The following is a 23,198-nucleotide window of genomic DNA, read 5'->3' as shown; positions in this document are numbered from 1 at the left end:
CGCTCCGGCCACCCGACGTGCCACCCTTGACCCATGCCCGAAGGAGACACGGTCTGGCAGGCCGCACGACGGCTGCACGACGCCCTGGCCGGCAAGGTGCTGACCCGCAGCGACCTCCGGGTGCCGAGGTTCGCCACGGCCGACCTCACCGGCCGCACCGTGCTGGACGTCACCCCGCGCGGCAAGCACCTTCTGACTCGCGTCGAAGGCGGCCTGACGCTGCACTCGCACCTGAGGATGGACGGCTCCTGGCGGGTGTACACGCCAGGACAGCGCTGGAGCGGCGGCCCCGCCCACCAGATCCGCGCCGTCCTCGGCACCGCCGACCGCACGGCCGTCGGCTACCGGCTCCCCGTCCTGGAACTGATGCGCACCTCCGACGAGGACCGCGCGGTCGGCCATCTCGGTCCCGACCTCCTCGGCCCGGACTGGGACCCAGGCCTGGCGCTGGCCAACCTCCTGGAGGACCCGGCCCGCCCCCTCGGGGAGGCCCTGCTGGACCAGCGCAACCTCGCCGGCATCGGCAACGTCTTCAAGAGCGAACTCTGCTTCCTCCTCGGCGTCACCCCTTGGCTCCCCGTGGGCGAGCTGCCCGCCGACCGGTCCGCGAAGCTGCCGGAGCTCGCCAGGAAACTGCTGGAGTCCAACCGCGAGCGTCCGGTCCGCAACACCACGGGCCGCCGCGGTCAGGACCTGTTCGTGTACGGCCGTGCCCGCCGCCCCTGCCTGCGCTGTCGCACCCCCGTCCGCCTCGCCGACCAGGGCGACGGCTCCCGCGAGCGCCCCACGTACTGGTGCCCCGCCTGCCAGCCGGGCCCGGCCCCCGCCCGGTCACCCGGCGGCCTTCCCCGACCCGCCCGCTGATCGCACCCGGACCCGGCGGGCCGAACTCCAGGCCCGCCGCCACCGTCCCGCCACGAGTGCTCCCTCCGCCCGCGCCTTGGGCACGCAGTGCACCGGCAGCAGGCTGAGCCCCCACCCGCCGGCCGCGACCGCTCCTTCCACCGCCCCGGCGTCGGGCGCCAGCAGCAGCCGCGCCGCCGCCCACCACCACAGCGCCCCGAACCCCACAGCGGCCCCCCGGCGCAGCACCCGCCCGGTCGTCACGGCTCCCACCCCCGGGCCGACGCTAGGGGACCGCTCGCCCCCGCGCACAGGGCGCGCCAAGGGCACACGGGCGCATCCGGGCCCCCGGTCCGCCGTGTGAGGGCACCACGGCCCCCGAAGGCCACGTCACCCGTTCTCAGCCTGGAACATCCAGTGCTGCTTCTCCAGGTCCGCGGTGATGGCGATCAGGATGTCCTGGCTCACCGGGTCCGGTTCGTCGGTCGCCGTGACCCGCTCCCGCATACGGGCGATCACCGCGCCCAGTGCCTCCACGAGCGCGCCCACCGCGGCCGTGTCGTCGACCCAGCCCTCGGGCGTCACCCCGATGCCGCTGCCGACGGCCACCGTCGCGGCACGCCCGTCGGGCGACACCCCCAGCGCCGCAGCGCGCTCCGCCACGGTGTCGGAGTGCGTACGCGCCAGGGTCACGACCTCGTCGAGCTGGAGGTGCACGGAGCGGAAGCGTGGCCCGACCACGTTCCAGTGGATCTGCTTGGCCACCAGGGCGAGATCCACCAGATCGACCAGGGCGCCCTGCAGCGCCTCCGACACGGTCTTCAGGTTCTCGTCGGACAACGGGCTCTTCACGACGTACATCCGCACCTCCGTGGCTGGCCCCCGCCTCGTCCCTCCACGATGACCGCCGTGCGCCGCACCGGCAAGCGCACGGGAGAAGGCCCCCACGCGTGCGAAAACCCCGGCGGCACCCCTCCGGATCTCCCGGAAGGGCCCCTACCGGGGCATCTCACACCTTCACACCGCGCGTGCGCGGAGCGCCACGCTCACGCGGCGACGACGTCCACCGCCTCAGCGGGCGCCTTGATGGTAACCCGCTCCGGTGGCACACCGGTCACCGAAACGGAACCCAGCATCGGGCGAACCCGCGTGGGTACGGGCTCGCTGGGGGTCGCTGCAGCAGACTGGGCCAGTTCGGCGAGAGCGAGCTCGTCGCTCACTTCCCGCATGAGCTCGGACATCCGTACGTCCAACGCGTCGCAGATGGCGGAGAGCAGCTCGGAGGAAGCCTCCTTCTGCCCCCGCTCCACCTCGGAGAGATAGCCGAGTGAGACTCGGGCGGACGAGGAGACTTCGCGCAGAGTACGGCCCTGGCGTTGGCGCTGCCGACGCAGCACGTCACCCAGCAGGCGACGGAGCAGAATCATCGGTGGCTCCCTCCTCGGACCGCGTAGCCGCATCCTTCTCGCCCCACCGTACCGCCTTGCGCCGCGGCCGTGCGGGGAGCGATGTCGTGTTCACTCAGGGCTGCAAACATCAAAACCCCCCGTTCCGTTCCGTATCCTGTGCCCGCTCATTCCCGGTCTGTTCGCCCGCAAGCTCCGCGAGAAGCAGTGCGAGTACGCTCCGTACACTCTCCATACGAATTTCCGCGCGGTCGCCGTTCAACCGCAGACGCTCCACTTTTCCGCCGCGGGCAGAACCCGTTCCGGCCCTCGAAGGGCCGTCCACGGCCACGAAGACCGTGCCGACGGCCTGGCCGTCCTGGGGGTCCGGCCCGGCGACGCCGGTGGTGGCGATGCCCCAGTCGGCACCCAGCGCCTCGCGGACGCCGGCCGCCATCTGGGCCGCCACCTGCGGATCCACCGCTCCGCGCTCCGCCAGCAGGGTGGCGTCCACACCGAGCAGCCGCTGCTTGAGTTCGGTGGCGTACGCCGTCACCGAGCCCCGGAAGACCTTGGACGCCCCGGGGACCGAAGTGATCTCCGCCGCCACCAGGCCACCGGTCAGCGACTCGGCGACGGCGAGCGTTCTGCCATTCACGGTGAGTAGTCGCACCACGTCGGTGGCCTCGGAACTCACGCTTCCGTCTCCTCCAACGCCGCCTCGCGCTCGGCGATTCCCCGCCTGCGCAGCACAATGGCCTGTTTCACATAGTCGAGTCCGGTCGCCAGGGTCAGCACGACCGCCGCGGCCATCACCCACCACCGCAGGGTGGCCAGCCACCCCGTCAGCGCCAGTACGTACATACCGACGGCGATGCCCTGGGTGAGGGTCTTGAGCTTGCCGCCCCGGCTGGCCGGGATCACGCCGTACCGGATGACCAGGAAACGCAGCAGGGTGATCCCGAGTTCCCTGCCGAGGATGACTCCGGTGACCCACCACGGGAGATCGCCCAGCGAGGAGAGACAGATCAGCGCCGCTCCCATGATCGCCTTGTCGGCGATGGGGTCGGCGATCTTCCCGAAATCGGTGACGAGGTTGTACGTGCGCGCCAGATGACCGTCGAACAGGTCGGTGATCATGGCGATGGCGAAGGCCGCCCAGGCGAACGACCGCCATGCCGGGTCGTAACCGCCTTCGGCGAGCATCAGCATGACGAACGCCGGCACCAGGAGCAGCCGGAGCATGGTCAGCAGATTGGCGATGTTCCAGACGCTGGCCTGGTTGACGGCCGCCGCCGCGATCTTCGCGCCGCGCGCGGGCTTCGCAGCGTCCTCGGCGTCGACGCCGTCGCGCGGTGCGGTGGTCGGCGCCGCCTCGTCGCCGTGCGCCCGGACGCCACCGGACACGTCACGCCGGGCCGGGCCGCCGCCGGGTCCCGGAGCCGTGCCCCGTGCCTCCCGCGCGAGCACGCGGCCGGACGCCGGCATGCCTCCGGGCGCGGCGCCCGCCACCCTCCTCGTGCCGGAGGGGCCTCCCGCCGCCGATGCCGGGACACCCGTCATCTGCCCGCCTCCTCACCGCACGCGGGCGAACCCTGGAACAGCGGCTCGGCCACCAGGTCGACACCTTCCGTGCCGACCACCTTCGCCTCGACCATACGGCCGACGCCCAGACCCTCGCCGCTCGTGAGCAGCACCTGGCCGTCCGTCTCGGGGGCCTGGTGGGCCGCCCGGCCGTACACGCCCTCCGCCTCGTCGACGGACTCCACCAGCACGTGCACGGTCTCGCCGACCCGCTCCTCGGCGCGCTGCGAGACCAGCTCCTCGGCCAGCCGGGAGACCCGGGCCAGCCGCTCGGCGACGACCTCCTCGTCCAGCTTGCGGTCGTACGTCGCCGCCTCGGTGCCCTCCTCGTCGGAGTAGCCGAAGACGCCGACGGCGTCCAGCCGCGCGTGGTTCAGGAACCGCTCCAGCTCGGCGAGGTCGGCCGCGGACTCGCCGGGGAAGCCGACGATGAAGTTGGAGCGCACACCGGCCTGGGGCGCCTTGCTCCGGATGGTGTCGAGCAGCTCCAGGAACCGGTCGGTGTCGCCGAAGCGGCGCATCGCGCGCAACACGTCGGGCGCGGAGTGCTGGAAGGACAGGTCGAAGTACGGGGCGACCTTCGGGGTGGAGGTCAGCACGTCGATCAGGCCGGGCCGCATCTCGGCCGGCTGGAGGTAGCTGACCCGCACCCGCTCGAGACCGTCGACCTCGGCCAGCTCGGGCAGCAGGGACTCCAGCAGACGGATGTCGCCCAGGTCCTTGCCGTAGGAGGTGTTGTTCTCGGAGACCAGCATGATCTCCTTCACGCCCTGTTCGGCCAGCCAGCGGGTCTCGTTCAGCACGTCGCTGGGACGGCGCGAGATGAAGGAGCCGCGGAAGGACGGGATGGCGCAGAAGGAGCAGCGCCGGTCGCAGCCGGAGGCGAGCTTCACCGAGGCGACCGGGGAGCCGTCCAGCCGGCGGCGCAGCGGCGCACGGGGGCCGGAGGCCGGGGCGAGGCCGTCGGGCAGGTCCGCCGGGCCGTGCCCCGGAAGGGCGACGGCGGTGGCGGAGTCCTGCCGCTCGGCCGGGCTGATCGGCAGCAGCTTGCGCCGGTCGCGCGGGGTGTGGGAGGCGTGGATGCCGCCGTTCAGGATGGTCTGGAGGCGGTCGGAGATGTCGGCGTAGTCGTCGAAGCCGAGCACGCCGTCGGCCTCGGGAAGGGCCTCGGCGAGTTCCTTGCCGTACCGCTCGGCCATGCAGCCCACCGCCACGACGGCCTGGGTTCTCCCGTGTCCCTTGAGGTCGTTGGCCTCCAGGAGGGCGTCGACGGAGTCCTTCTTGGCGGCCTCGACGAAGCCACAGGTGTTGACGACGGCGACGTCCGCTTCCTCGGCGTCCTCCACGAGCTGCCAGCCGTCCGCCTCCAAGCGGCCTGCGAGCTCCTCCGAGTCCACCTCGTTACGGGCGCAGCCAAGGGTGACCAGTGCGACGGTACGGCGTTCAGGCATGGGCTCAAGACTACTTCGTCCCGCTGACGCACCACGTCGACGGGGTTGGCCGATCATGGCCAACCCCGTCGACGAAGCACCCTTTGCGCCGGATCATCCGGCCTGCGGGTCGCCCTTGGTGTAGGTCAGGCGCTCGACGGCGCCCGGCTGCCAGTCGTCCTCGATCTTCTTGCCGTTCACGAACAGGTCGATCGCGCCGGCGTCGCCGAGGACCAGGTTGACCTTGGTGCTGTCCTGGAAGGTCTTGGATTCGCCCTGCTTGAGCAGTCCGTCGAACAGCAGTCGGCCGTTGTGGTCCTTGGCGGAGATCCAGCTGCGTCCGTCGGCGGCGCTGACCTGGACCGTCACCTTGTCCTGCGGCGCGGCGGCGATGGCGCTGTCCGACGGTTCCGGCTGGGGCACGACGGGCTTCTCGGCCTTGGGGGTGGGCGAGGCCGACTCGGTGGGTTCGGCGCCGTCGGCGACGTTCGCCTTGCCGCCGTCGTCGCCCTTGACCATCGTGAACCCGACGAAGCCGATCACGACGACGATCGCGGCGACCATGGCCGCGGTCCAGTTGGGCCCCCGCCGCTCCGGACGGATGCGTTCCGCTTCGAACAGCGGGGCTGCCGGGGTCGGGGCCGGACGGCCGCCGCCGTGCTCGGCCTCGTACTGGGCGATCAGCGGTGCCGGGTCGAGGTCCACGGCCCTGGCCAGGGTCCGGATGTGCCCGCGCGCGTAGACGTCGCCGCCGCAGGGGGCGAAGTCGTCCGCCTCGATGGCGTGCACGATGGCGATCCGGACCCGGGTGGCGGTGCTGACGTCATCGACGGTGAGCCCGGCGGCGATGCGCGCCTGCTGCAGCGCTCGGCCGACGGAGACGGAAGGGCGGTCTTCCTCGGAAACGTCTTCGAACGGACGCTCGTCTTCAGGGGAGTTGCCGATGGACACGGGGGCGCCTTTCGAGCGTGTAGCCGCCTGCGCTGGAGGTTCAGTCTAGGAGGGGTACGAGAGGGTGGGGCAAGCGGGCGGTAGCACTTTGTACGCCATCGGAATGGCCCGACATTCCGATGATGGGACTGCAGTTTGCCGTTTCCCCCAAGTTGACGTACGCCGACGGGAAACGGTTGCCCGGTGATCGCTCACGGGTGGGTCACGATCGGCCACCCGGGTGACCGGAGGCGGCGGCCGCCTCCGGTTCGCCTACCCTTCAGACTCCCCCCGGATCAGCGCGAGCACGCCGTCCAGTTCATCAGGCTTCACAAGAACGTCACGAGCCTTCGAACCCTCGCTCGGTCCGACGATGTTCCTCGACTCCATGAGGTCCATCAGCCGGCCCGCCTTGGCGAAGCCGACGCGCAGCTTGCGCTGGAGCATGGACGTCGACCCGAACTGGGTGGAGACGACCAGCTCGGCCGCCTGGCACAGCAGGTCCAGGTCGTCGCCGATGTCCTCGTCGATCTCCTTCTTCTGTTTGCTCCCGACGGTGACGTCGTCCCGGAAGACGGGCGCCATCTGCTCCTTGCAGTGCCGGACGACGGCCGCGACCTCCTCCTCGGTCACGAACGCGCCCTGCAGACGCGTCGGCTTGTTCGCGCCCATCGGCAGGAACAGCCCGTCGCCCTTGCCGATCAGTTTCTCGGCGCCGGGCTGGTCGAGGATGACCCGCGAGTCCGCGAGCGAGGAGGTGGCGAACGCCAGCCGGGACGGCACGTTCGCCTTGATCAGACCGGTGACGACGTCGACCGAGGGCCGCTGCGTGGCGAGCACCAGATGGATGCCGGCCGCCCGCGCGAGCTGCGTGATCCGCACGATGGCGTCCTCGACGTCGCGCGGGGCGACCATCATCAGGTCGGCCAGCTCGTCGACGATCACCAGCAGGTAGGGGTACGGCTGGAGTTCCCGCTCGCTGCCCTCGGGCGGCTTGACCTTGCCCTCGCGCACCGCGCGGTTGAAGTCGTCGATGTGCCGGTAGCCGTAGGCGGCGAGGTCGTCGTAGCGCAGGTCCATCTCGCGCACGACCCACTGAAGCGCCTCGGCCGCCCGCTTGGGGTTGGTGATGATCGGCGTGATCAGGTGCGGGATGCCCTCGTACGCCGTCAGCTCCACCCGCTTGGGGTCGACCAGGATCATCCGGACGTCCTCCGGGGTCGCCCGCATCATGATCGAGGTGATCAGGCAGTTGATGCAGGACGACTTCCCGGAGCCGGTGGCGCCGGCGACCAGCATGTGCGGCATCTTCGCCAGCGAGTCCATGACGTAGCCGCCCTCGACGTCCTTGCCGAAGGCGACCAGCATCGGATCGTCGTCCTCGGCGGACTCCGCGAGCCGCAGGACGTCACCGAGGTTGACCATCTCCCGGTCGGTGTTCGGGATCTCGATGCCCACCGCGGACTTGCCGGGGATCGGGCTGATGATCCGCACGTCCGGGCTGGCGACGGCGTACGCGATGTTCTTGGTCAGCGCGGTCACCCGCTCGACCTTCACGGCCGGGCCGAGTTCCACCACGTAGCGGGTGACCGTCGGGCCGCGGGTGAAGCCGGTGACGGCGGCGTCCACCTTGAACTCCGTGAAGACCTTCCGCAGCGCGTCGGCGATGAGGTCGTTGGCGGCGCTGCGGGTCTTGCTGGGACCGCCGCGCTCGAGCAGGTCGAGGGAGGGCAGTGAGTAGGTGATGTCGCCGGAGAGCTGGAGCTGCTCCGCGCGGGCGGGCAGGTCGCGGGGTTCGCGGGGCGGCTCCTTGGTCATGTCCAGGATGCCGGCCGGCGGTTTGTCCTGCTGCGGCTTGTCCGCCTTCGGCTGCTGCGGGCGGGTGGCCGGAACCGGCGTCGGTGGGGTCGGCTCACGGTCGCCGGTGCTCACACCCTGGGTCAGGTCGGCGACGACCGGCGAGGGCGGCATCCCGTGCAGCACCGCGCCGTCCAGCGCGGCGGCCGCGGCGGCGGCGACGTCCACGGCGTCCATGGGCCGGTCCATGGAGGGCCGCGGCCCCGCGGGCCTGCGGGGCCGGCCCCGGCGCCGGGACAGCACCTCCTGCTCCGCGCCGTCCGGGTCGTACTCCTCGGGCGCCGGCCGCCGTCCGCGGCGGCTCGCGGGCAGCGACTCGCGCCACTGCTGCTCGTAGCGCTCGTCGTCCTCTCCGAATTCCTCCGGCCCGGGTTCGTGGACGAGACCGAGCCGTACACCGAGCTGGCGCAGGCGCTGCGGAATGGCGTTCACCGGGGTGGCGGTGACGACCAGCAGTCCGAAGACCGTGAGCAGCACCAGCAGCGGCACGGCGAGGACGTCGGTCATGGTCGACGACAGCGGTGTGGCCGCACCCCAGCCGATGAGGCCGCCGGCGTCCCTTATGGCCTGCATGCCCTCGCTGCGCGCGGGCGAGCCGCAGCCGATGTGGACCTGCCCGAGCACGCCGACGACGAGCGCGGACAGACCGATCACGATCCGGCCGTTGGCCTCCGGCTTCTCCGGGTGCCGGATGAACCGTACGGCGATGACCGTGACCAGGACCGGTACCAGCAGGTCGAGCCGGCCGAAGGCTCCGGCGACCAGGATCTCCACGAGGTCGCCGACGGGACCCTTCAGATCGGCCCAGGTGCCGGCGGCGACGATCAGCGCGACGGCGAGCAGCAGCAACGCCACGCCGTCCTTGCGGTGCGCGGGGTCGAGGTTCTTGGCGCCCTGCCCCACGCCGCGGAAGACGGCGCCGACGGCGTGTGCGAGGCCCAGCCACAGGGCGCGCAGGAGCCGGTAGACGCCACTGGTCGGATTCGGGGCGGCCGGTGCGGGCGCGGGCTTCCTCGCCGCGGCCTTCCTGGCGGGAGCCTTCCTCGCCGGGACCTTCTTGGCAGCGGCCCTCTTCGCCGGGGCCTTCGCGGAAGCGGGCGCCTTCTTCGCGGGCGGCTTCTTGGCTGCGGAGGGACGTGAGGCCATGGGGGTGAGGTTACCGGGGGAGACGGTCGGGGACACGCGTGCCGGATGCTTCACCCGTTCGTGTCGCTCTCGTCGAGGCGTGACATTGACGCGTAGTTGACCCCGGTCTCACGCCCCCGGCCCGTCGGGGACGCGGCCAACGCCCTCTCCCCCGGCGTCAGTTCGACGACGGCACCGACGACGCGCTGCCTGTCCCGGGCTCCAGGGCGTCCAACGCCCGCCGCAACCCCGTGAGCTTGCGCTCCAGATGAGCGGCCGTGGCCACCGCGGCCGCGTCGGTCGACTCGTCGTTGAGCTGCTTGGTGAGCGCCTCGGCCTGCTCCTCGACGGCCGCGAGCCGCGCCGAGAGCTCGGCGAGCAGACCCGCCGACTCCCTGGGCTCGGCCGTGTCCTTCTCGCCGCCCTCCAGCTGGAGCCGCAGCAGCGCCGCCTGCTCCCGCAACTGACAGTTCTTCATGTACAGCTCGACGAAGACCGAGACCTTCGCACGCAGCACCCACGGATCGAACGGCTTGGAGATGTAGTCGACCGCACCCGCCGCGTACCCGCGGAAGGTGTGGTGCGGGCCGTGGTTGATCGCGGTGAGGAAGATGATCGGAATGTCCCGGGTCCGCTCCCGCCGCTTGATGTGCGCGGCGGTCTCGAAACCGTCCATGCCCGGCATCTGGACATCCAGCAGGATGACCGCGAAGTCGTCCGTGAGCAGTGCCTTGAGCGCTTCTTCCCCGGACGATGCCCGCACCAGCGTCTGATCGAGCGCCGAGAGGATCGCCTCCAGCGCGAGCAGATTCTCCGGCCGGTCATCGACCAGGAGGATCTTGGCCTTCTGCACCATGGCCCGCCCTCCTCGCCCCGGCTTGGGGCCTCCCCTGTCCTCAGGACCTGGGGATGCACCTGTGGGTACCGCCCCAGGGGACGGCTCCCTTGCGCCGCCCGTCCTTGTGCCGGTCATCGTAGCCGCACCCCGCCCGTCGCCACACCCTGTCACCGCGATGTCACTGTGCACGCAGCAGAAACGCGGCGGGAGATCAGAAGGTTCCCCGATTCCCGTGCTTCTACACGGCTCCGCGCACACCTCGTCAGCAACAACGGGTGGACGCCGAAGCTTCCCGTCGCGTTCGCGCCCCCTCCGGACACCGGTCTCACTCCCCCCGCATCCACTGCTCCATCACCGACAGCAGATGGTCGGGGTCGACCGGCTTGGTGACGTAGTCGGAGGCGCCCGACTCGATCGCCTTCTCGCGGTCCCCCTTCATCGCCTTCGCGGTGAGCGCGATGATCGGGAGTCCGGCGAACTGCGGCATCCGGCGGATCGCCGTGGTCGTGGCGTACCCGTCCATCTCGGGCATCATGATGTCCATCAGGACGACCGCCACGTCGTCGTGCTGCTCCAGCACCTCGATGCCCTCACGGCCGTTCTCCGCGTACAGCACGGACAGGCCGTGCTGCTCCAGGACGCTGGTGAGCGCGAAGACGTTGCGGATGTCGTCGTCGACGATCAGCACCTTCTGCCCGCCGAAGCGGATGCCGCGGCTCAACGGCCGGGGAGCCGGCTCCTGCTGCTCCGCGCCCGACCACTGCTCGGGCTCCGGAGCGGGCCGCGGCTCCAGCGTGATCCTGCGGCGGCGCCGGAACAGCGCGGCCGGGCCGTTCTGGGTGTCCCGGTACGACTTCGCCTCCGCCGGCGTCCCGGCCTCCGCCGGGGGCGGCTCGGCCGACGCCATCGGGTCACCGGCCTCCAGCGCGGGCATGGGCTGCTGATAGCCGTGCGGCGGCAGCTCGCTCGGGTGCAGCGGCAGGTACAGCGTGAACGTCGAGCCGCGGCCCGGCTCGCTCTGCGCGTGGATCTCACCGCCGAGCAGCTGCGCGATCTCCCGCGAGATGGACAGCCCCAGACCCGTACCGCCGTACTTGCGGCTGGTGGTGCCGTCGGCCTGCTTGAACGCCTCGAAGATCACCCGCATCTTGCCGGCCGCGATGCCGATGCCCGTGTCGCTCACCGAGAACGCGATCAGATCCGCGTCCGGATCGGTCAGCGAACCGGCCTCCAGCAACTGCTCCCGGATGGCCTGCGGGACGTCGTCCCCGGCGGGCCGGATGACCAGCTCGACCGACCCGGAATCGGTGAACTTCACCGCGTTGGACAGCAGGTTGCGCAGCACCTGGAGCAGCCGCTGCTCGTCGGTGTGCAGGGTCGCCGGCAGCTCCGGCGACACCCGTACGGACAGGTCCAGGCCCTTCTCCGCGGTCAACGGACGGAAGGTGGCCTCCACGTAGTCCACGAGCTGGACCAGCGCGATGCGTGTCGGGGAGACGTCCATCTTGCCCGCCTCGACCTTCGACAGGTCGAGGATGTCGTTGATGAGCTGCAACAGGTCGGACCCGGCGCCGTGGATGGTCTCGGCGAACTCGACCTGCTTCGGGGAGAGGTTCCCCTCCGCGTTGTCGGCCAGCAACTTCGCCAGGATCAGCAGCGAATTGAGCGGCGTACGCAGTTCGTGCGACATGTTGGCGAGGAACTCGCTCTTGTAGCGCATGGAGACCGCGAGCTGCTCGGCGCGCTCCTCCAGAACCTGCCGCGCCTCCTCGATCTCGGTGTTCTTCACCTCGATGTCGCGGTTCTGCCGGGCCAGCAGCTCGGCCTTCTCCTCCAGTTCGGCGTTGGACGCCTGGAGCGCCTTCTGCCGCTGCTCCAACTCCGCGGACCGCTCGCGCAGCTGCTCGGTCAGCTCCTGGGACTGCGAGAGCAGCCGCTCGGTCCTGGTGTTGACCGAGATGGTGTTGACGCTCGTCGCGATCATCTCGGCGATCTGGTTGAGGAAGTCCTTCTGGATGTGCGTGAACGGCGTGAACGAGGCCAGCTCGATGACGCCGAGCACCTTCCCCTCGAACAGCACCGGAAGCACGATCACCTGCGCCGGCGGAGCCTCCCCGAGCCCCGAGGAGATCTTCAGATAGCCGCTGGGCACGTCCTGCACGAGGATCGTGCGCTTCTCCGTGGCGGCCGTCCCGATGAGCCCCTCACCGGGCCGGAACGACGTCGGCATGGAGCCCATGGAGTAGCCGTACGAGCCGAGCATGCGCAGCTCGAACTGGTCGTCGTCCGCGGCGTTCAGGTCCTCGCCGTCGACCAGCGGCATCGCCAGGAAGAACGCGCCGTGCTGCGCGGACACCACCGGCGTCAGCTCGCTCATGATCAGCGACGCCACGTCCTCCAGGTCACGACGCCCCTGCATCAGCGCCGAGATGCGGGCGAGATTGCCCTTGAGCCAGTCCTGCTCCTTGTTGGCGATCGTGGTGTCGCGCAGGTTGGCGATCATCTTGTTGATGTAGTCCTGGAGCTCCTGGATCTCCCCGGACGCGTCCACGTCGATCTTCAGGTTCAGGTCGCCGCGGGTCACCGCGGTCGCCACGCGCGCGATGGCACGCACCTGCCGGGTCAGGTTCCCGGCCATCTCGTTCACCGACTCGGTCAGGTCCCGCCAGGTGCCGTCGACGTCACGCACGCGCGCCTGGCCGCCCAACTGCCCCTCGGTACCCACCTCGCGGGCCACCCGGGTGACCTCCTCGGCGAACGACGACAGCTGGTCCACCATCGTGTTGATGGTGGTCTTCAGCTCGAGGATCTCCCCGCGCGCGTCGATGTCGATCTTCTTCGTCAGGTCGCCCTTGGCGATGGCCGTCGTCACCATGGCGATGTTGCGGACCTGACCGGTCAGGTTGGACGCCATCTGGTTCACCGACTCGGTGAGGTCCTTCCACGTCCCCGCCACGCCCGGCACCTGCGCCTGCCCGCCGAGGATGCCGTCCGTGCCCACCTCGCGGGCCACCTTGGTGACCTGCTCGGCGAACGCGCTCAGCGTCTTCACCATGATGTTGATGGTGTCGGCGAGCTGCGCCACCTCGCCGCGCGCCTCGATGCTGACCTGCCGCGTCAGGTCGCCGTTGGCGACGGCGGCGGAGACCTGCGAGATGTTCCGCACCTGAGTGGTCAGGTTCTTGGCCATCAGGTTGACGTTGTCGCTCAGGTCCTTCCAGATGCCCGTGACGCCCGGCACGTTCGCCTGGCCGCCCAGGATGCCCTCGGTGCCCACCTCGCGGGCCACCCGGGTGACCTGCTCGGCGAACGACGACAGCTGGTCCACCATCGTGTTGACGGTGGTCACCAGCTCCAGGATCTCGCCCTTGGCGTCGACGGTGATCTTCTTCGACAGGTCGCCCTTGGCGACCGCGGTGGTGACCTCGGCGATGTTGCGCACCTGGAGGGTCAGGTTGTTCGCCATGCCGTTCACCGACTGTGTGAGGTCCTTCCAGGTACCGGAGACACCCTGCACCTCGGCCTGGCCGCCCAGGATGCCCTCGGTGCCCACCTCACGGGCCACCCGGGTGACCTCCTCGGCGAACGACGACAGCTGGTCCACCATCGTGTTCAGCGTGTTCTTGAGCTCCAGGATCTCCCCGCGCGCGTCCACGGTGATCTTCTGCGACAGGTCACCGCGCGCCACCGCCGTCGCCACCTGCGCGATGTTGCGGACCTGGCCGGTCAGATTGGACGCCATGCCGTTCACGGAGTCCGTCAGGTCCCGCCACACGCCGGCGACCCCGGGCACCTGCGCCTGGCCGCCCAGCCGCCCCTCCGTACCCACCTCACGGGCCACCCGCGTCACCTGGTCGGCGAACGACGACAGCTGGTCCACCATCGTGTTGATGGTGTTCTTCAGCTCGAGGATCTCCCCGCGCGCGTCGACGTCGATCTTCTGCGACAGGTCACCGCGCGCGACGGCCGTCGTGACCTGGGCGATGTTGCGCACCTGCCCGGTCAGATTCGACGCCATGGAGTTGACGGAGTCGGTGAGCTCCTTCCAGGTGCCCGACACGCCGTCCACGCGCGCCTGACCGCCCAGCCGCCCCTCCGTGCCCACGTCCCGGGCCATCCGCGTGACCTGGTCGGCGAAGCTCGACAGCTGGTCCACCATCGTGTTGACGGTGTTCTTCAGCTGGAGCATCTCGCCGGAGACGTCCACCGTGACCTTCTGCGACAGGTCGCCGTTGGCGACCGCCGTCGTCACCTGGGCGATGTTCCTCACCTGCCCGGTGAGGTTGCGGAACGCCGTGTTGACGGAGTCCGTCAGGTCCTTCCACGTCCCCGCCGCCCCCGGCACCTGTGCCTGACCGCCCAGCTCGCCCTCGACGCCGATCTCGCGCGCCACGCGCGTGACCTCGGCACCGAAGGAGGACAGCTGGTCCACCATCGTGTTGACGGTGTTCTTCAGCTCCAGCATCTCGCCGGCCACGTCCACCGTGACCTTCTGCGACAGGTCACCGTTGGCGACCGCCGTCGTCACCGCCGCGATGTCCCGCACCTGGGTGGTCAGGTTCCGGAACACCGTGTTGACGGAGTCCGTCAGGTCCTTCCACGTCCCCGCCGCCCCCGGCACGTTCGCCTGACCACCCAGCCGTCCCTCGGCCCCGACCTCGTTGGCGACCCGCGTGACCTCGTCCGCGAAGATCCGCAACGTCTCGGTCATCTGGTTGATCGTCTCGGCGAGCTGCGCGACCTCGCCGCGCGCCGGCACCGTCACCTTCCGCGACAGATCACCGTTGGCGACCGCGGTCGTCACCTCGGCGATCCCGCGCACCTGCGCGGTGAGGTTGCCGGCCATGGTGTTGACGGAGTCGGTGAGCTCCTTCCAGACGCCGTCCACCCCGGGCACCTGCGCCTGACCGCCCAGGGCGCCCTCGGTGCCCACCTCGCGCGCGACTCGGGTCACCTCCGAGGAGAACGCGGAGAGCTGGTCCACCATCGTGTTGACGGTGTTCTTCAGCTCCAGCATCTCGCCCTCGACGTGCACGGTGACCTTGCGCGACAGGTCACCGCGCGCGACGGCCGTCGTCACCAGCGCGATGTCGCGCACCTGCGCCGTCAGCCGCTCCGCCATGGTGTTGACGGAGTCCGTCAGGTCCTTCCACGAACCGGACATGCCGCGCACCTGGGCCTGACCGCCCAGCTTGCCCTCGGTCCCCACCTCGCTGGCCACACGCGTGACCTCGTCGGTGAACGTCGACAACTGGTCGACCAGGTTGTTCACCGTCCGCGCGACCTTGAGGAACTCGCCCCGCAGCGGATGCCCCGCCCCTTCCGGGGCCGCCTGTGTCCGCAGCTCCATACGCGGCGACAGATCGCCCTCGGCCACCGCCGACAGCACCCGGCTCACCTCGGACACAGGCCGCACCAGGTCGTCCACCAGCGCGTTCGAGTTGTCGATCGCGGTCGCCCAGGAACCCTCACAGGCCCCGGTCTCCAACCGCTCCGTGAGCTTCCCCTCACGCCCGACCGTGCGGCGCACCCGTGCCAGCTCACCCGTCAGGTGGAGATTGCGGTCGGCCACCTCGTTGAAGACCGCCGCGATCTCCGCCATCACACCGTCGCCGGACACCGTGAGCCGCTTGCGGAAGTTCCCGTCCCGCATCGCCACCAGCGCCGTCATCAGCCGGTTCAGGGCCGCCGTGTCCACCGTCGTGGTCCCGCCCCGCGCCCTTCCCGGCTTGCTCAGGGACTGTCCGCCTTTCGCGCGCGTCGTCTTCGTGCTCCGCGTCGCTGCGCCAGACTCCACTGTGTCCCTCCCGCAGGGGTCGACCGTTACCGCTGTGCCCGGGCACACCGCCAAGGGTGTTCCCGATGTTCCTGTGCTCTTCCTGTACTACCGCGATGTCCTGCCCGACGTTCCAAGGCGCCGCCAAGGGGCTGCTGCCCACCCGGCGCGGAAGGCACACGGCCTGCCTGGACCTTCGACCACAAGCCTGCCCAGTGTTTCACCCCCGTCGAACCAGGCCATAACAGTCCGGCAGCTTCGCACATCGTCCGCCCACCCGCCGGGCGGAGAACGCCTCCGGACGGAAACACAGCAGACCGGCATTCGCTCGGACCGCGAAGGTAAGTAACCTTGCATCCGGCTGTCCAGCCATGCCGGTCCGCCCGGCCTGGGCGGTGGCACGGGAACGAGCGGGCATCGGAGGGCGGCCGCACACATGACCACCGGACTGATCCCGGGGGAGCAGCCCCCGGACCCACGGCCGACTGACGGCCTGCCGCAGCAGCGGCACGAGCCGGTCGGTCAAGGAGCCATGCCCGTCGAGAACCGGTCGAGGAGTTCTGTGATCACCGCGCGTGCGGCCGCCAGCTTCGAGCCCGTGGGGCGATCGGTCGCGAGCGCCCGCTCCTTCGTCCGCGACACCCTGCAGGGCTGGGGTTTCGGCGACATCGTCGACGACGCCGTGGTCCTCACCAGCGAACTGGTGACCAACGCCGTGGTCCACGCCGGCACCTCCGCCGACCTCCTCTGCCTGCGCAGTGACGAAGGCGTACGGATCGAGGTGGCCGACCGGTATCCGGAACGGGAGATCCCGCTCCAGGGTTCCGCCGTCAGCATGGGCAGCCCCGACCGCGAGGGCGGCCGCGGGCTCCAGCTGTGCGCGGCCCTGGCCGGCCACTGGGGCGTGGACTACACCCCCACCCACAAGACCGTCTGGTTCCGACTCGACCTTCCCGAGCGCCCGGTCGGCACCCGCACCGCCGGCCCCTCCCTGCCGGCCCACCTCCTCCCGCTCGCCGACACCCGGGTCCGCGTCGCCGTCGTCCAGATCGACCGGACCGGCTCCGTCACCGCATGGAACGAGGACGCCGAGGAACTCTTCGGCTACTCCGCCGAGCAGGTCACCGGCAAGCCGCTGACCGACTTCGCGGCCTGGCCGCACACCCCCGGCACCGGCACCGGCATCGCCGACGCGCTCCAGCTCTCCCGCTGGGAGGGCAGCTACGGCATCAGGGGCGCCCACGGCCGAGTGATCCCCGTATACGCCTCCCACCTGCGGGTCCGGGACACCGACGGCGAGCCGTCAACGGTCTGCCTCCTGGTGCGGGACCACGAACGGGCGGTTCTGCAGACCCCGCTGCGCGGCCCCGCACCCGACAAGTCCGGCACCTCCGAGGGCCAGAGCACCGACCCCTTCGAGGTGTTCATCGGCTCCCCGGCCCCGGACGACCTCGACGGCCTGCTCCAGCGCACGGTGGAGCGCGCCCGCGACATGCTCGACGGCGACTCCGCCTTCCTGCTCCTGGCCACCGACGACGAGACGGAACTGGAGGTCCGCGCCTCCACCGGTCTGCCCTCGGCACGCCAGCGCTTCGCCCGCGTCCCCGTCGAGGCGGGCCCCGGCCGCTACGGCTCCGCCCGCATGCCGGCCGTCCACGAGGACCTCACCGCCGTCCCCGGGGCGGCCCCCCTCCTCAACGGCACCGGCATGCGCTCGGTCGTCACCGTCCCGCTGAAGGTCGAGGGCCGCCTCACCGGCTCCCTCGGCGTCGCCGCCGAGGCACCCGGCAGGTACTCCAACGAGGAGGCGCTGCGCCTGCAGTTCGCGGCGGACCGTATCGCGCTCGCCGTCGAGTCGGCCCGCCTGGGCGAACTGGAGCGCCTGCGCCGCGGCTCGCTCAGCTTCCTCGTCGAGGCCTCCGACCTGCTGGCCGGCACCCTGGACCGGGACCAGACCCTGGCCCTGATGGCCCAGATGACGGTGCCGACCCTCGCCACCTGGTGTGCCGTCTACACGATCGCCGACCAGGCCTCCGAGCCGTACCTCTCCTACGTGCTGCACGAGGACGAGGAGCTGATCGACGGCATCAAGTCCCTGCTGTCGAAGATCGCCCCGCCCGACCCGGTCCCCACCCCCGGCGCCCGCGTCTGGTCCGCGCCCGCGGAGGTCGCCCACCAGGCGGCCCTGCGCACCTCCATGCGCAGCCTCGGCCTCAGCGGCGGTCCGACCCGCCAGGTCACCACGGGCATCGGTCCGACCCTCGCGACGGCCTCCGCGGTCGGCGGCGAGACGGTGGTCCTCCCCCTGGTCGCCCGCAACCGGGTCATCGGCATGCTGACGCTCGGCAAGCCGACCGACGAGCACTTCCGCCAGGAGATCCTGGAGCTCGCCGAGGACCTCTCCCGACGGGCCGCTCTGGCCCTGGACAACGCCCGCCTCTACTCGGAACGCACGGCCATCAGCCAGTCCCTCCAGCGCAGCCTCCTGCCGCCGGAGCTGCCCACGATCGACGGCGTCGAGGTCGAGGTCATCTACCGCGCGGCCGGCGAGGGCAACGAGGTCGGTGGCGACTTCTACGACCTCTTCCCGATCAGCGACGGCGCGTACGGTTTCGCCATCGGCGACGTCTGCGGCACCGGCCCCAACGCGGCGGCCGTGACCGGCCTCGCCCGGCACGCGCTCCGGCTGCTGGCCCGCGAGGGCCTCAGCGGCCCGGCGGTGCTGGAGCGCCTCAACTCCGCGATCCTCGACGAGGGCGCCCGCAGCCGCTTCCTCACCCTCCTCTACGGCGAGATGCGTCCGCAGGCCGACGGCAGCGCGGAACTGAGGGTGGTCTGCGCCGGCCATCCCCTTCCGCTCCGTCTGCGCCAGGACGGCACGGTCGAGCCGGCGGCGGAGCCGCAGCCCCTTCTCGGCGTCATCGAGGACCTGGAGCTGTACGAGGAGACGGTCACCCTCGATCCCGGTGACGTCCTCCTCTGCGTCACCGACGGTGTCACCGAACGCCGCGAGGGCCCCCGCATGCTGGGGGACGACGGCCTCGCCGACGTCCTGACCACCTGCACCGGTCTGACGGCCGGCGCGGTCGCGGCCCGCATCATGCGCGCCGTGGAACGCTTCGCCTCCGAGCCCCCGTCCGACGACATGGCGATTCTCGCCATGCGCGTACCGGGCCTGCACACGGACTAGCGGGCGCCCTCCCGCAGGACATGAGAAAGGCCCCGCCCGAATGGGCGGGGCCTTTCTGTCCGAGCCCCCAAACGGAATCGAACCGTTGACCTTCTCCTTACCATGGAGACGCTCTGCCGACTGAGCTATAGGGGCCTGTTGCCGTGTGCGGGCTTCCCCTCGGCAACGGAATAGATCATACCCCGAACAGGGCTGTGCTCCCAACCGCCGCTCAGGCGACCGACCGGAGCAGCCCGCCCAGCGCATTGCAGGCCGTCGCGATCCGCTGCATGTCCCGCTTGGTCAGCGACGCGTCCACGGGAAGCGCGAGCGTCTCGTCGGCGGCTCGCTCGGTCTCGGGCAGGGACACGCACCGCCGGAACTCGGGCATCCGGTGCACGGGGGTCTTCACCGGCACGCGGCATTCAACGCCCCTGCCCCGTATGGCGCGTGCGAAGGCGTCCCGGTCGGGCCGGCCGTTCCCCGGTACCCGCACGACGTACTGCTGATAGGTGTGCCCGGATCCGCTCCCGGGCGTCCGCACCCCCCTCAACTTGGCGTCGAGGAACGCCGCTCGCTCCCTCCGCTGAGCCATCTCGTCGTACGGTGCCTCGGACTCTCCGTGCTCCAGCACCAGCAGCCCGTGCCGACGGCCGAGCGCGTGCAACCGTCCGACATCGGCGGGCATTCCGAAGCGGTGTACGACAACGACGGCTGCTGTACGCGGAGTTACGGCTGCCTCCACCGCGGCCGGCTCCAGACAGTACGTCGCCGGATCTATGTCGGCGAACACCGGCAGTGCACCTGCCATCGTCACGGCTGCGGCGACCTCCACGTTCCCGAAGGCCGGCACGACGACCTCGTCACCCACTCCGACACCGGCGGCCCTGAGCAGTGCAGCAGTACTCATGGTGTGGATGCTCGTCGCTCCACGTGAACGTCAAGTGACGCAGAACAAAAAAGGGTTGGACCCAGAACCGAAGCTCTGGGTCCAACCCTTTTGAAGGATTGTTCGGCGGCGTCCTACTCTCCCACAGGGTCCCCCCTGCAGTACCATCGGCGCTGTAAGGCTTAGCTTCCGGGTTCGGAATGTAACCGGGCGTTTCCCCTACGCTATGACCACCGAAACACTATGAAACAGACAACCGAACCATGCCTGACCTGGCATGGGGCCGTTCGTGGTTTCAGAACCAACACAGTGGACGCGAGCAACTGAGGACAAGCCCTCGGCCTATTAGTACCGGTCAACTCCACACGTTACCGTGCTTCCATATCCGGCCTATCAACCCAGTCGTCTACTGGGAGCCTTACCCTCTCCAGGAGGTGGGAGTCCTCATCTCGAAGCAGGCTTCCCGCTTAGATGCTTTCAGCGGTTATCCCTCCCGAACGTAGCCAACCAGCCATGCCCTTGGCAGGACAACTGGCACACCAGAGGTTCGTCCGTCCCGGTCCTCTCGTACTAGGGACAGCCCTTCTCAAGACTCCTACGCGCACAGCGGATAGGGACCGAACTGTCTCACGACGTTCTAAACCCAGCTCGCGTACCGCTTTAATGGGCGAACAGCCCAACCCTTGGGACCGACTCCAGCCCCAGGATGCGACGAGCCGACATCGAGGTGCCAAACCATCCCGTCGATATGGACTCTTGGGGAAGATCAGCCTGTTATCCCCGGGGTACCTTTTATCCGTTGAGCGACGGCGCTTCCACAAGCCACCGCCGGATCACTAGTCCCGACTTTCGTCCCTGCTCGACCCGTCGGTCTCACAGTCAAGCTCCCTTGTGCACTTACACTCAACACCTGATTGCCAACCAGGCTGAGGGAACCTTTGGGCGCCTCCGTTACTCTTTAGGAGGCAACCGCCCCAGTTAAACTACCCATCAGACACTGTCCCTGATCCGGATCACGGACCCAGGTTAGACATCCAGCACGACCAGACTGGTATTTCAACGACGACTCCACCCGAACTGGCGTCCGAGCTTCACAGTCTCCCAGCTATCCTACACAAGCCGAACCGAACACCAATATCAAACTGTAGTAAAGGTCCCGGGGTCTTTCCGTCCTGCTGCGCGAAACGAGCATCTTTACTCGTAGTGCAATTTCACCGGGCCTATGGTTGAGACAGTCGAGAAGTCGTTACGCCATTCGTGCAGGTCGGAACTTACCCGACAAGGAATTTCGCTACCTTAGGATGGTTATAGTTACCACCGCCGTTTACTGGCGCTTAAGTTCTCAGCTTCGCCACCCCGAAGAGTGACTAACCGGTCCCCTTAACGTTCCAGCACCGGGCAGGCGTCAGTCCGTATACATCGCCTTACGGCTTCGCACGGACCTGTGTTTTTAGTAAACAGTCGCTTCTCGCTGGTCTCTGCGGCCACCCCCAGCTCAGAGCGCGAAGCTCATCACCGGTTGTGGCCCCCCTTCTCCCGAAGTTACGGGGGCATTTTGCCGAGTTCCTTAACCATAGTTCACCCGAACGCCTCGGTATTCTCTACCTGACCACCTGAGTCGGTTTAGGGTACGGGCCGCCATGAAACTCGCTAGAGGCTTTTCTCGACAGCATAGGATCATCCACTTCACCACAATCGGCTCGGCATCAGGTCTCAGACTATTGCCAGGCGGATTTGCCTACCTGACGTCCTACACCCTTACCCCGGGACAACCACCGCCCGGGATGGACTACCTTCCTGCGTCACCCCATCACTCACCTACTGCAAGTCTGGTTCGCCGGCTCCACCACTCCCCCTCACTCCGAAGAGATCAGGGGCGGCTTCACGGGCTTAGCATCGCCTGGTTCGATGTTTGACGCTTCACAGCGGGTACCGGAATATCAACCGGTTATCCATCGACTACGCCTGTCGGCCTCGCCTTAGGTCCCGACTTACCCTGGGCAGATCAGCTTGACCCAGGAACCCTTAGTCAATCGGCGCACACGTTTCTCACGTGTGAATCGCTACTCATGCCTGCATTCTCACTCGTGAACCGTCCACAACTGCCTTCCGGCGCTGCTTCACCCGGCACACGACGCTCCCCTACCCATCCACACAGGCGTTGGCCCTGTTGTGTGAATGACACGACTTCGGCGGTACGCTTGAGCCCCGCTACATTGTCGGCGCGGAATCACTAGACCAGTGAGCTATTACGCACTCTTTCAAGGGTGGCTGCTTCTAAGCCAACCTCCTGGTTGTCTCTGCGACTCCACATCCTTTCCCACTTAGCGTACGCTTAGGGGCCTTAGTCGATGCTCTGGGCTGTTTCCCTCTCGACCATGGAGCTTATCCCCCACAGTCTCACTGCCGCGCTCTCACTTACCGGCATTCGGAGTTTGGCTAAGGTCAGTAACCCGGTAGGGCCCATCGCCTATCCAGTGCTCTACCTCCGGCAAGAAACACACGACGCTGCACCTAAATGCATTTCGGGGAGAACCAGCTATCACGGAGTTTGATTGGCCTTTCACCCCTAACCACAGGTCATCCCCCAGGTTTTCAACCCTGGTGGGTTCGGTCCTCCACGAAGTCTTACCTCCGCTTCAACCTGCCCATGGCTAGATCACTCCGCTTCGGGTCTTGAGCGTGCTACTGAAACGCCCTGTTCGGACTCGCTTTCGCTACGGCTTCCCCACCCGGGTTAACCTCGCAACACACCGCAAACTCGCAGGCTCATTCTTCAAAAGGCACGCAGTCACGAGGATGGAGCAAGCTCCACCCCGACGCTCCCACGGCTTGTAGGCACACGGTTTCAGGTACTATTTCACTCCGCTCCCGCGGTACTTTTCACCATTCCCTCACGGTACTATCCGCTATCGGTCACCAGGGAATATTTAGGCTTAGCGGGTGGTCCCGCCAGATTCACACGGGATTTCTCGGGCCCCGTGCTACTTGGGTGTCTCTCCAACGAGCCGCTGACGTTTCGACTACGGGGGTCTTACCCTCTACGCCGGACCTTTCGCATGTCCTTCGCCTACATCAACGGTTTCTGACTCGTCTCATGGCCGGCAGACCATGAAAGAGAGATCCCACAACCCCGTATGCGCAACCCCTGCCGGGTCTCACACGCATACGGTTTGGCCTCATCCGGTTTCGCTCGCCACTACTCCCGGAATCACGGTTGTTTTCTCTTCCTGCGGGTACTGAGATGTTTCACTTCCCCGCGTTCCCTCCACTTGCCCTATGTGTTCAGGCAAGGGTGACAGCCCATGACGACTGCCGGGTTTCCCCATTCGGACACCCCCGGATCAAAGCCTGGTTGACGACTCCCCGGGG

Annotated in this window: 13 protein-coding genes, 1 tRNA gene and 2 rRNA genes (1 of these 16 cut by a window edge); 2 read left to right on the top strand and 14 right to left on the bottom strand. The window is 68.8% G+C overall.

The features are described from left to right. Positions 1 to 33 precede the first annotated feature (33 nt). Positions 34 to 864, top strand: coding sequence for an Fpg/Nei family DNA glycosylase (locus tag ACZ8ZB_RS25185; RefSeq protein WP_470739902.1), 831 nt, complete (start codon positions 34 to 36; stop codon positions 862 to 864). Here the strand turns inward: ACZ8ZB_RS25185 and ACZ8ZB_RS25180 are convergent. The 10 genes from ACZ8ZB_RS25180 to ACZ8ZB_RS25135 form a co-directional block, all read right to left on the bottom strand. Further along, the gene (locus tag ACZ8ZB_RS25180) at positions 832 to 1,107 is read right to left on the bottom strand and encodes a hypothetical protein (RefSeq protein WP_470739901.1); all 276 of its coding nucleotides are present in this window, start codon (positions 1,105 to 1,107) and stop codon (positions 832 to 834) included. The genes ACZ8ZB_RS25185 and ACZ8ZB_RS25180 overlap by 33 nt on opposite strands. 126 nt (positions 1,108 to 1,233) lie before the next feature. After that, entirely contained in the window at positions 1,234 to 1,704 is a 471-nt protein-coding gene (locus ACZ8ZB_RS25175) for a Dps family protein (RefSeq protein ID WP_381225302.1), read from the bottom strand. Positions 1,705 to 1,889: 185 nt separating this feature from the next. After that, the gene (locus ACZ8ZB_RS25170; RefSeq protein ID WP_470739900.1) at positions 1,890 to 2,270 is read right to left on the bottom strand and encodes a helix-turn-helix domain-containing protein; all 381 of its coding nucleotides are present in this window, start codon (positions 2,268 to 2,270) and stop codon (positions 1,890 to 1,892) included. Positions 2,271 to 2,379: 109 nt separating this feature from the next. After that, entirely contained in the window at positions 2,380 to 2,925 is a 546-nt protein-coding gene (locus tag ACZ8ZB_RS25165) for a CinA family protein (RefSeq protein ID WP_470739899.1), read from the bottom strand. Continuing rightward, positions 2,922 to 3,791, bottom strand: coding sequence for a CDP-diacylglycerol--glycerol-3-phosphate 3-phosphatidyltransferase (pgsA, locus tag ACZ8ZB_RS25160; protein WP_470739898.1), 870 nt, complete (start codon positions 3,789 to 3,791; stop codon positions 2,922 to 2,924). The genes ACZ8ZB_RS25165 and pgsA overlap by 4 nt, the downstream gene beginning before the upstream one ends. After that, a complete protein-coding gene (rimO, locus tag ACZ8ZB_RS25155) occupies positions 3,788 to 5,263 on the bottom strand; it encodes a 30S ribosomal protein S12 methylthiotransferase RimO (RefSeq protein ID WP_470739897.1) in 1,476 nt (491 codons plus the stop codon). The genes pgsA and rimO overlap by 4 nt, the downstream gene beginning before the upstream one ends. Positions 5,264 to 5,356: 93 nt before the next feature. Further along, positions 5,357 to 6,193, bottom strand: a complete 837-nt coding sequence (locus ACZ8ZB_RS25150; RefSeq protein WP_470739896.1) for a helix-turn-helix domain-containing protein — start codon at positions 6,191 to 6,193, stop codon at positions 5,357 to 5,359. Positions 6,194 to 6,445: 252 nt separating this feature from the next. Beyond that, positions 6,446 to 9,175 (bottom strand): DNA translocase FtsK, encoded by a 2,730-nt coding sequence (locus ACZ8ZB_RS25145; protein WP_470739895.1) that lies wholly within the window; start codon positions 9,173 to 9,175, stop codon positions 6,446 to 6,448. Between the two features lie 157 nt (positions 9,176 to 9,332). Continuing rightward, positions 9,333 to 10,010, bottom strand: a complete 678-nt coding sequence (locus tag ACZ8ZB_RS25140) for a response regulator (protein WP_470739894.1) — start codon at positions 10,008 to 10,010, stop codon at positions 9,333 to 9,335. 307 nt (positions 10,011 to 10,317) lie between these two features. Next, positions 10,318 to 15,789 carry a HAMP domain-containing protein gene (locus ACZ8ZB_RS25135; protein WP_470739893.1) on the bottom strand — a complete coding sequence of 1,824 codons (5,472 nt, stop codon included), beginning with the start codon at positions 15,787 to 15,789 and terminating at the stop codon, positions 10,318 to 10,320. A 415-nt stretch (positions 15,790 to 16,204) separates the two neighbouring features. Between ACZ8ZB_RS25135 and ACZ8ZB_RS25130 the strand changes: the two genes are divergently transcribed. Then, positions 16,205 to 18,958 carry a SpoIIE family protein phosphatase gene (locus tag ACZ8ZB_RS25130; RefSeq protein ID WP_470739892.1) on the top strand — a complete coding sequence of 918 codons (2,754 nt, stop codon included), beginning with the start codon at positions 16,205 to 16,207 and terminating at the stop codon, positions 18,956 to 18,958. Between the two features lie 62 nt (positions 18,959 to 19,020). On the opposite strand, the gene ACZ8ZB_RS25125 is transcribed toward ACZ8ZB_RS25130, so the two are convergent. The 4 genes from ACZ8ZB_RS25125 to ACZ8ZB_RS25110 form a co-directional block, all read right to left on the bottom strand. After that, positions 19,021 to 19,093 (bottom strand) — tRNA-Thr (locus ACZ8ZB_RS25125). Between the two features lie 76 nt (positions 19,094 to 19,169). Then, positions 19,170 to 19,847 carry a DegT/DnrJ/EryC1/StrS family aminotransferase gene (locus ACZ8ZB_RS25120; protein WP_470739891.1) on the bottom strand — a complete coding sequence of 226 codons (678 nt, stop codon included), beginning with the start codon at positions 19,845 to 19,847 and terminating at the stop codon, positions 19,170 to 19,172. Positions 19,848 to 19,947: 100 nt separating this feature from the next. After that, a 5S ribosomal RNA gene (gene rrf, locus ACZ8ZB_RS25115) occupies positions 19,948 to 20,064 on the bottom strand. A gap of 87 nt (positions 20,065 to 20,151) precedes the next feature. After that, a 23S ribosomal RNA gene (locus tag ACZ8ZB_RS25110) occupies positions 20,152 to 23,198 on the bottom strand; it runs 75 nt beyond the window's last position.

The organism is Streptomyces sp. 12E, from assembly GCF_055633275.1.
Note: the sequence above shows the minus strand (reverse complement) of the source record. Positions and strands in the feature narration are given on the sequence as shown.